Here is a 257-nt window from a genome sequence, read left to right on the forward strand (position 1 = left end):
GAGGAAGGCCGTGCTATTCTTAAGGCCGTATTGCCACAGCTTGAAGCTGCCGAATGGACTGCGGAAGCGCTCGACGCTGTTGTGCGCGCCCATGCAGAATCAACCGGCCTGAAGCTCGGCAAGATTGCCCAGCCGCTGCGTGCTGCCCTCACCGGCCGTGCCACATCGCCGGGCGTTTTTGATGTTCTGGTGGTTCTGGGCCGCGAAGAAGCGCTCGGACGTATTCAGGATCAGGCTGTTTAAATCTAATTTGGCCG

1 pseudogene is annotated in these 257 nt (G+C 59.1%); it reads left to right on the forward strand.

Going from position 1 to position 257, the window contains the following annotated elements:
* Positions 1-243 (forward strand): annotated as a pseudogene (locus tag HBA93_RS22100) (glutamate--tRNA ligase); the annotation flags it as partial.
* Positions 244-257: the final 14 nt, after the last annotated feature.

Origin of the sequence: Ochrobactrum sp. SFR4, from assembly GCF_019730395.1 — a bacterium.
In the GTDB taxonomy this organism is placed as follows: domain Bacteria; phylum Pseudomonadota; class Alphaproteobacteria; order Rhizobiales; family Rhizobiaceae; genus Pseudochrobactrum.